The 8,847-nt window shown below is 64.9% G+C and carries 6 protein-coding genes; 1 reads left to right on the forward strand and 5 read right to left on the reverse strand.

The features are described from left to right. Positions 1-74: 74 nt before the first annotated feature. On the reverse strand, positions 75-527 hold the full coding sequence (locus tag AC0L2Z_RS34240; protein WP_023803583.1) for an Lrp/AsnC family transcriptional regulator: 453 nt from the start codon (positions 525-527) through the stop codon (positions 75-77). Between the two features lie 162 nt (positions 528-689). Between AC0L2Z_RS34240 and putA the strand changes: the two genes are divergently transcribed. Then, positions 690-4,301 (forward strand): bifunctional proline dehydrogenase/L-glutamate gamma-semialdehyde dehydrogenase PutA, encoded by a 3,612-nt coding sequence (gene putA / locus AC0L2Z_RS34245; protein WP_473630496.1) that lies wholly within the window; start codon positions 690-692, stop codon positions 4,299-4,301. Positions 4,302-4,680: 379 nt separating this feature from the next. On the opposite strand, the gene hmuQ is transcribed toward putA, so the two are convergent. From hmuQ to AC0L2Z_RS34265, 4 genes are all read right to left on the reverse strand, one after another. Then, complete coding sequence (gene hmuQ, locus AC0L2Z_RS34250; protein ID WP_128176755.1) at positions 4,681-4,995, reverse strand: heme-degrading protein HmuQ; 315 nt, start codon at positions 4,993-4,995, stop codon at positions 4,681-4,683. A gap of 68 nt (positions 4,996-5,063) precedes the next feature. Continuing rightward, positions 5,064-6,098, reverse strand: a complete 1,035-nt coding sequence (locus AC0L2Z_RS34255; RefSeq protein ID WP_473630497.1) for an energy transducer TonB family protein — start codon at positions 6,096-6,098, stop codon at positions 5,064-5,066. A gap of 53 nt (positions 6,099-6,151) precedes the next feature. Next, entirely contained in the window at positions 6,152-6,595 is a 444-nt protein-coding gene (locus tag AC0L2Z_RS34260; RefSeq protein WP_473630498.1) for a hypothetical protein, read from the reverse strand. Positions 6,596-6,600: 5 nt separating this feature from the next. After that, the gene (locus tag AC0L2Z_RS34265; RefSeq protein WP_473630499.1) at positions 6,601-8,769 is read right to left on the reverse strand and encodes a TonB-dependent hemoglobin/transferrin/lactoferrin family receptor; all 2,169 of its coding nucleotides are present in this window, start codon (positions 8,767-8,769) and stop codon (positions 6,601-6,603) included. Positions 8,770-8,847: the final 78 nt, after the last annotated feature.

Below are 8,847 nucleotides of genomic sequence, written 5' to 3' on the forward strand. Positions count from 1 at the left end.
CCCCACTCGTGGGGGAGATGTCCGGCAGGACAGAGGGGGCGCTGTCCCGCCGACGTCAATGCATCAGCGCTTTACTACCGGTCCTTGACCGTCTCCATCGCCACGAAGGTCGAGGTCTGGGCGACGTGGGGCAGGGCGGAGATGCGCTCGCCAAGCACGCGGCGGTAGGCGGCGATGTCGGTGGTGCGGACCTTCAGCAGATAGTCGAAGCTCGACGCCATCATGTGGCATTGCTCGATCTCCGGCACCGCTTGCACGGCGCGGTTGAAGGCGTCGAGCGCGGCCGAGCGGGTGTCCGACAGTTTCACCTGGACGAAGGCGACATGGCCTTCGCCCATCCGCTCACGGTCGACGATCGCCTGGTAGCCTCGGATGATGCCGTCCTTTTCCAGCCGCTTGACCCGCGCCTGCACCGGCGTCTTCGACAGGCCGACCTTTGCCGCGAGTTCCGACATCGAAAGCCGGCCGTCGCTGCCCAGCGCCGAAAGGATGTTCCTGTCGATGCGGTCCAATTGGTCTTCTGTCATCAAATATCTGGTCAAATTGGAGGAAATCCGCCCAAATGATAGATCAATCGACCTGTCCTGTCGATTTCTTTGGACCGATCGAAACCACGCTTTGTGCTAGCTTGCGTCATTCGGTCCGGTGACCGCCGGACCGCTCACTGATGCTCGCTCCACAGGACCGTCATGCCAGCGCTCGAAGCCATCCGCCAGCAGATCCGTGCCAATTACTTGCCTGACGAAGACGAGGCCGTGAAGCGGTTGGCCGAGGCGACGGGCCTTTCGACGAAAGAGCGCAAGGCAATCTCGGCCCGCGCCGCCGATCTGGTGCGGGCGGTGCGCGGCTCGTCCGATCCGCGGCTGATGGAAGTCTTTTTGTCCGCTTACGGCCTGTCCACCAAGGAGGGCGTCGCGCTGATGTGCCTGGCCGAAGCGCTGCTGCGGGTGCCGGACACCGAGACGATGGACGACCTCATCGCCGACAAGATCGCGCCGCACGACTGGTCGGCGCATTCGGGCGGCTCGAGCTCGATCTTCGTCAATGCGTCGACCTGGGCGCTGATGCTGACCGGCCGGGTGCTCGATGAAGGCGAGGACGGCATCGAAGGCACGCTGCGCGCCATGGTGCGCCGGCTGGGCGAGCCGGTCATCCGCAGGGCGGTCGCCGCCGCCATGCGCGAAATGGGCGAGCAGTTCGTGCTCGGCCGCACGATTGCCGAGGCCGTCAAGCGCGGCCGGCCGATGACCCAGAAAGGCTATCTCTATTCCTTCGACATGCTGGGCGAAGCGGCTCGCACCGAGGCCGACGCACTGCGCTATCTCAAGGCCTATGCCGACGCCATCTCGTCGCTCGATGCCGGCGCCAACGGCCCCGACATCCGCCAGAATCACGGCATCTCGGTCAAGCTGTCGGCGCTGCATCCGCGCTACGAGGCGACGCAGAAGGAAAAGATGCTGCCTGTGATGGCCGAGCGGCTTTTGTCGCTGGCGCTGGCGGCGCGCCATTCGCGCATGGGTCTCAACATCGACGCCGAGGAGGCCGACCGCCTCGACCTGTCGCTCGAAATCATCGAGCGTGTGCTGGCCGAGCCGGAGCTCGCCGGCTGGAACGGCTTTGGCGTCGTCGTCCAGGCCTACGGTCCACGCGCCGCCTTCGTCATCGACTGGCTCTATGCGCTGGCGAAGAAGCACGACCGCACCATCATGGTGCGGCTGGTCAAGGGCGCTTATTGGGACACCGAGATCAAGCGGGCGCAGGCGCTCGGGCTCGACGGCTATCCGGTGTTCACCCGCAAGGCCAACACCGATGTGTCCTATCTGGCCTGCGCGAAAAAGCTGCTGTCGATGACCGACCGCATCTATCCGCAATTCGCCACCCACAACGCCCACACCGTCGCCGCCGTCCTGTCGATGGCCGGCGATCGCGACTCCTTCGAGTTCCAGCGCCTGCACGGCATGGGCGAGGCACTGCACGAGACGGTGCGGCGGGCCGAGGGCACGCGCTGCCGCATCTATGCCCCGGTCGGCGCGCATTCCGACCTGCTTGCCTATCTGGTCCGCCGGCTGCTCGAAAACGGCGCCAACTCCTCCTTCGTCCACCAACTCACCGACGAGGAGGTCGAGCCGGAGGATATTGCCCGCGACCCGCTCGAAACCGTCGAGAAACAGAGGCCGGCCGCCAATCCGGCGATTCCCAGCCCGTCGGCGATCTTCGGTGCTGCCCGCCGCAATTCGAAGGGGTTCGACATCACCGATCCGGTGACGCTGGCCGCGATCGACAAGGCCAGGGCTGAATTCGCCGGGCCGGACCGCTGGCACGCCAGGCCGATCACCCGTGCCGCCGGCTACGGCAATCAGCGTCCGGTGGTCAATCCGGCAAAGCCCGAGGAAGTGGTCGGCACGGTCAGCGAGGCTACCGCCAAACAGGTTGCGACCGCCATGCGCATCGCCATGGAGGCGCAACCGGCCTGGGCGAAGCGCGCCGTCGCCGAGCGCGCCGCCATCCTCAACCGCGCGGCCGACCTCTATGAGGCCAACGCCATCGAATTCTTCGCGCTCGCCACACGCGAGGCCGGCAAATCCCTGGCCGACGGCGTCGCTGAGGTGCGCGAGGCGGTCGATTTCCTGCGCTATTACGCGATCGAGGCGGCCAATGCCGAAACGGGAACTGAGGCGCGCGGCGTGATCGCGTGCATCTCGCCATGGAATTTTCCGCTCGCCATCTTCACCGGCCAGATTGCGGCAGCACTCGTCACCGGCAATTCGGTCATCGCCAAGCCGGCCGAGCAAACGCCGCTGATTGCCTTCCGCGCGGTCGAATTGCTGCGCGAAGCCGGCGTGCCGGAAGACGTCATCCAGCTTCTGCCCGGCGACGGTCCCTCGGTCGGCGGCCCGCTGACCGCCGATCCGCGCATTGCCGGCGTCTGCTTCACCGGCTCGACCGACGTCGCCAAGCTGATCGAGAAGCAGCTGGCCGAGACTGCCGCGCCCGACGCCATGCTGATCGCCGAGACCGGCGGGTTGAATGCGATGATCGTCGATTCCACTGCGCTGCCCGAGCAGGCGGTGCGCGACATCCTGGCCTCGGCCTTCCAGAGCGCCGGCCAGCGCTGCTCGGCGCTGCGCGTGCTCTACGTGCAGAAGGACGTCGAGAAGAAGATGCTGGACATGCTGAAAGGCGCGATGGAAGCGCTCAGCCTCGGCGATCCCTGGCGGATCTCGACCGATGTCGGGCCAGTCATCGACGAGGAGGCACAAAAATCGATCCGCGACTATTGCACCGACATGGGCCTGCAAGGCCGGCTGATCGCCAAGCTCGAAGCACCGAAGCCGGGCCGCTTCGTGGCGCCGCATGTGTTTCGGGTCAAGGGCATCGAGGACATCGAGCGCGAGGTGTTCGGGCCGGTGCTGCATGTCGCCAGCTTCGACGCCGACGATATCGACGGGGTCATCGCCGCGATCAACCGCAAGGGTTATGGCCTGACCTTCGGCCTGCACACCCGCATCGAAGGCCGCGCCCAGCATTTCGTCGACGGCATCCATGCCGGCAACATCTATGTCAACCGCAACCAGATCGGCGCCGTGGTCGGCTCTCAGCCGTTCGGCGGCGAAGGACTTTCCGGTACCGGGCCGAAGGCCGGCGGGCCGCACTATCTCAGGCGGTTCCGCAAGGGGCCGCAGGCGGGCACGCCTATTCTTGACGGCCGCAAGGTGACGGCGACCGAACTTGCCGACAATCTGCCGGACCCGACGCTTGGCGGCTGGTCGACGCGGGCGGATCGGGTGGCGGTGCTGAGGAAGCATTTGCGCGGCAAGGGTGCTGCGGCCATCGGTGCTGCCGCAAGCATCGATTTCGGCCAGGTCGATTTGCCCGGACCGACCGGCGAGGCCAACACGCTGTCGCTGTCGCCGCGCGGCCGCGTGCTCTGCCTCGGACCGGACGCCGACACGCTGCTTGCCCAGACCATCCAGGCGCTCGCCGCCGGCAATGCGGTGCTGGCCGTCGCGCCGGGTGCGCCGGCAGCACTGTCATCACTGACCGGCAAAGGCCTGCCGCTGGCGGCCATTGACGGCCGGCCCGACCCGGTCGAGGCACGCGCGCTGCGTGTCGACGTCGTTGCCTTTTCCGGCACGCCTGAGGCCGCTCGCATCGTGCGCAAGGTGATCGCCGATCGCGCCGGCCCGATCGTGCCGCTGGTCAGCGAAGTGCTCAACCCGGCCGCCTATGCGCATGAGCGCGCCGTCTGCGTCGACACCACGGCTGCCGGCGGCAATGCCAGCCTGCTGGCCGCGGCGTAAGGGACGGCCGGGGCTTTCCTGCATTCCCACGATTGGCGAAGGCCGAGATGACGGCCGATCTCCCCCCTCGTGGGGGAGATGTCCGGCAGGACAGAGGGGGGCGTGAAGGATCGCCGGCTTTGCTTTTTTCTGCCCGCCATGCGCCGAAGGTTGCGGTCTGAAATTGATCCAGTTGTACGCGTCAAGTTCTGCGAAAAGAGTGATGGTAGGAGCAGGCATGCCTTTGATCAGCAGGCCGGCGGGACAGCGCCCCCCTCTGCCCTGCCGGGCATCTCCCCCACAAGGGGGGAGATTGGCAGCTTCGCCGACGGCGCCCTATTCCGTCAGGCGCCGATCGTTCGGCAAAAGCCCAAGGGAACCATGGGTCGCCTGAGACTACTCACGCGCCCTCGACGACCGAAAAGCCCTCGAACTGCGGATGGCCGAGATAGTGCACCTTGGTGGAGCCGGCGTTGCGGTGCGCGGCGCGGAAGTTCTCGGATTTGGTCCAGGCGACGAAATCCTCATGGCTCGCCCACACCGTGTGCGAAGCGAACAGCGTGTAGCCTTCGGCCTCGTTGACCGGACCACGCAGCAGATGAAATTCCTTGAAACCTTTCATTTCGGACAGGCTGGAATCACGGTTCTTCCAGATGTCCTCGAAAGCGGCTTCCGAGCCATTCTGGACCTTGAAGCGATTCATGGCGATGTACATTGGCCGTCCTTCCGGGATTGCGAATTATGATGCTTGGTGGATTGCCTGAAACGATGAGGCGCAGGCTGTTAAAATGGACCGATCCGCGCTTTAAACACCCAACTTGACTTGCCGGTTTCGCTTGGAATGGGAGGGAACGGCGCCTGCTTGCGCACCAGTGTTAAAGCGAATTGGTCAAGCTCCGCAGAACCTGAGCTTTCGGCAAGCTGTATATCGCTGATGCTGCCGTCGGCCATGACAACGAAAACGACCCTGGCATTGTTGCGAGCGCTGGCCTGTATCGCTTTCGAAACACGACGGTTGGCGCGGGCGAGCTTCTTCTGGACTTCACCGCTGTAGCGGGATTCAATCGCATTGCCTGCCGCCGCCTGCTCCTTGCCCTTGCTGGAAGCCACCGCGTCGCGTTCCTCGCCATCCGCCGCGCCGCGGGCCTCGTTCGTTTCGTCGGCTCCGCCAGGACCTGGTGTCGGGCTCGGCCTTGGCGTCGGGATCGGCGGCTGTCCGATATCGGCAGGAGCGGCCTCGGTGCTTTCGGCCGGAGCAGCCGGCTCTGCCGGCGTTTCGATCTTCGGAACCACGCTCTGCTCGTCCAGCCGTGGGGTTTCGGCCATCATGTCTGGCGCGGCAGTGGGTTGCTCGACAATCTGCGGCAAGGGCGCGGGCGGCTGCGTGGCCATTTCCCTGATCGGCCGGTCACCGGTGGGCCGGTCGGCAGGCGGCTCTGGCTTGAGCTGGGGCTTGACCTCAGGCTTGGCCGGCCGCGGGTCGGGCACCAGGGTGACGTTCATCGCGCCCGGCACCTTACCATTCAAGGCGCTGCCGACCACGTCGGCGCCGGTTTGATCGGCGCCTTCCACCTCGATTGCGTCCCCGGCATCAAACGTGCCGGCAGGTGCGAAGAGAAAAGCAGCCGCCACCGCGGCATGAAACAGGCAGGAGGCGACGATCGCCGCCGTCCATTTGGGGCTCAAGGCTGGCGGTCGGGCGGCCGGCGCAAGCGTTCCGGTCGGCGCAAGCGCCAGTTCGCCATCGGCGTCGGGGAGGGGAATGATTTTCTGCATGGCTCGCGACGAGACCTGCCGCGACCAGCGCGGACTTGTCAAATCAACATCATTTGCCCCCAGCGGCAACAGGTCGGCCAGCGCGGGCTGCCTTCTCAGACCCCGAAGGCGATACCGGTCTTGGTCTCGGTCTTCAGTCCACGCATGCAAGCGTCCGGCTTGATGCCGGTGCCGGCGCATTCGGTCGAGCTGTTGATCAGCACGCGGCTGACCTTGGCGCAGTCGGCGCCGGCAAGATCGAAACGCGTCACCTTGGTCTTGCCCGCCGGCAGGTCCTTGAAGTCGAGCACCGTCAGCCGGTCGACGACGCCGGCCTCGTTGAACAGCGCGATCTCGAACGCTGCCTTCGAGAGGTCGGCGCCGAGCGTGTTGTTGACCACGAACGTCAGACGGCAGCCTTTTTCGGAGGCCTGCGCGCCATTAAGCTCAAGCGTGAGAGCAGGGGCCGGTGCAGCCTGTTGCGCCCACGCCGGACCCATCGCAAGCGGCATGGCCAGCACCGAGGTCAGCAGGCGAAGCGATGCCGTCAAGCTTGTCATTGTCGTCAGCCTCCAAATCGCATTGTCGCCGCCAGCTTCAGCGTGACGCCAGGCTCGTAAACTACAACAGTGGCGGGTGCATTCAACGGGTTGGTGTATTTGACGCCGAACAAATTGTCAGCGCGAAAATCGACCTTGAGATTGTCGGTCGCCTGGTAGCTGGCGAAGACGTTGACCAGCGTGTAGTCCCTGGCCACCGGATTGCCCTTCGGCCTGCCATTATACTGCACCTCGCCGCCGACGGTCAGCTTGTCCTCCAGAAAGCGGAAGCCGAGTTGCCCGGTGACCTGCGAAGAGGGGACGGTGACAAGGTCTGCCCGCTCGCCGTCGTAGGAGATGGTGTGGCCATCGATGATCGACGCGGAAAGCCCGGCGAAACCCCAGCCGGCGTCATAGACGGCTTCCATTTCAAAGCCGCGGATCCTGGCTTCTGCAAAGTTCTGGTACTGGAAGCAGATCGGGATGCCGGGGCCGAACGGGCAGCCGCTGGTCGGGTCGAAGGCCGACAGGGTGACGCCTTCGATGTAGTCGTCGACATCGTTGTTGAAGTAGGCCGCCTTGAAACGAAACGCGTCGCCGGCCTCGACGATGTCGTCGTGCTTGTAGTTGACACCGAATTCGACGGTCTTGCCGGTTTCAGGCTTCAGATCGGGATTGGGGAGGAAGGGAAAGCTGACGCCTGCCGGATGATTGCCGCTGATGAGGGTTTCCGACAGCGACGGGGAGCGATATCCCTCGGCATAGGTGCCGTAGAATTGCAGTCCCGCAAGGCTGGCGGTTTCGAACGGCGAGACGCCGACGGTGATGCGCGGCGACAGCCGGTCGCCGGAGGTTTCGCCGACATCGCTTTCGAGCTTGTAGCTGTCGTAACGCAGCCCGGCGATGATTTCGAGCCAGTCCCAGGTGAGCTTGTCCTGGATGTAGGCGCCGGAAACGTTTCGCTTGCCCGAAGGGGTATAGAAACTGGCGCCGCCTGCGGCGCCACCCGTCTCGACATCGTCGCCAACCCAGTCGCCGCCATAGGTCAGTTCGTGCGCAATGCCGGCGGTCTCGAACCGCGAGGTGTTCCAGATGTCGATGCCCGAAGTTCCGACATCGAAAGTCGACATCGAGCCCGCCGGCAGGACGATGGGAAGACCGGTGACCGGATCAAAGCGGTTTTGCGCAACCAGGCTCGTCATCTCCATGTTGGTCTTGTTGTAGGAGGCGTTGACGTGGAGATCGAGCCAGCTCTTGTCCTCATCGGTGATGTTGTAGCGCGCCGTGAAGGTATTCGCCTCGAGGTCGACGTCATTCACCGGCGTGCCGCCGCTGACCTCGTTCCAGCCGTCGCTCGTGCCATTCCAGCCCAGCTTCAGTTCGCTGTTTTCGCTGGGGCGGATGGTTGTCTTCAAAAGGCCGCTCAAGACGTCGAAGCCGGTGCCGTCGACCGTATCGCCGCCGCCATCCTTGTAGTCGTCATAGTCGCGATAGACGATGTTGCCGAGGACATCCCAGTTTTCGTTGAAACGGTAGGCGCCGGCAGCGCTGGTCGTCCAGCCTTCGCCGTTGCTCTCATAGCGCCCGGTCGCGGACGCCGCCCATGTCTCGCCGTCGCGAAGATAGTCGTCCGCGTCCTTGGTCTCGAACAGGACGACGCCGCCAATGGCGCCCGAGCCATAGGTGTTGGCGACCGGGCCGCGAATGACGTCGACGGATTTGATGAGTTCCGGGTCGATATAGAAGGTCGATTGCGGGCCGTGGTCGGAGCGCTGGAAATTCTGCCGCGCACCGTCGACGATGACCGCGACGCGGCCGAAATCCTGCAAGCCACGGATGTTGATGCTGGAGGAGACGCGCCTTGCGTCGGCTTGGACCGCTACACCCGGCACACCCAACAGCATGTCGTTGGGCGTCGTCGCCATGCGGCGTTGCAATTGCTCCTGATCGACATGGCTGACCGAAGCCAGGGAATCGATCGCCGTCTCGCCGGTGCGGCTGACGACCAGGATCTGGTCGAGCAGCGTTGCGCCTGCCGCGGCCGGCTGTTCAGGCGTCTGCGCCTGTTCGGCCTGCTGCTGATCTGTTGCAGTTTGGGCGGCCTGTTGGGCATTGGCCGACTGAGCATGGGCCGACGGGGTGAGCAGCGCGATCGCCGCAGCACCCGCCAGCAATGCTGCCGTGCCCTTTGCCATCGATCGATGCGCCGGACCTCTATGCCCCGGATCTGGGCTGCTATTCGCCAGACCCAGCCGTCCCCAATTCCCCAACCC

Source organism: Mesorhizobium sp. WSM4850 (assembly GCF_055811735.1).